The following is a 503-nucleotide window of genomic DNA, read 5'->3' as shown; positions in this document are numbered from 1 at the left end:
TAGACCAGTGAGCTATTACGCACTCTTTCAAGGGTGGCTGCTTCTAAGCCAACCTCCTGGTTGTCTCTGCGACTCCACATCCTTTCCCACTTAGCGTACGCTTAGGGGCCTTAGTCGATGCTCTGGGCTGTTTCCCTCTCGACCATGGAGCTTATCCCCCACAGTCTCACTGCCGCGCTCTCACTTACCGGCATTCGGAGTTTGGCTAAGGTCAGTAACCCGGTAGGGCCCATCGCCTATCCAGTGCTCTACCTCCGGCAAGAAACACACGACGCTGCACCTAAATGCATTTCGGGGAGAACCAGCTATCACGGAGTTTGATTGGCCTTTCACCCCTAACCACAGGTCATCCCCCAGGTTTTCAACCCTGGTGGGTTCGGTCCTCCACGAAGTCTTACCTCCGCTTCAACCTGCCCATGGCTAGATCACTCCGCTTCGGGTCTTGAGCGTGCTACTCAGATCGCCCTGTTCGGACTCGCTTTCGCTACGGCTACCCCACCCGG

Annotated in this window: 1 rRNA gene; it reads right to left on the bottom strand. The window is 56.5% G+C overall.

Annotated elements, in window-relative coordinates:
- Positions 1 to 503: ribosomal RNA gene (locus tag ABD355_RS43915) — 23S ribosomal RNA — on the bottom strand; the annotation flags it as partial.

Origin of the sequence: Streptomyces longisporus (assembly GCF_039532765.1) — a bacterium.
GTDB classification, from domain to species: Bacteria; Actinomycetota; Actinomycetes; order Streptomycetales; family Streptomycetaceae; genus Streptomyces; species Streptomyces longisporus.
The sequence above is the reverse complement of the archived record's forward strand: the minus strand, read 5'-3'. Positions and strand labels throughout refer to the sequence as shown.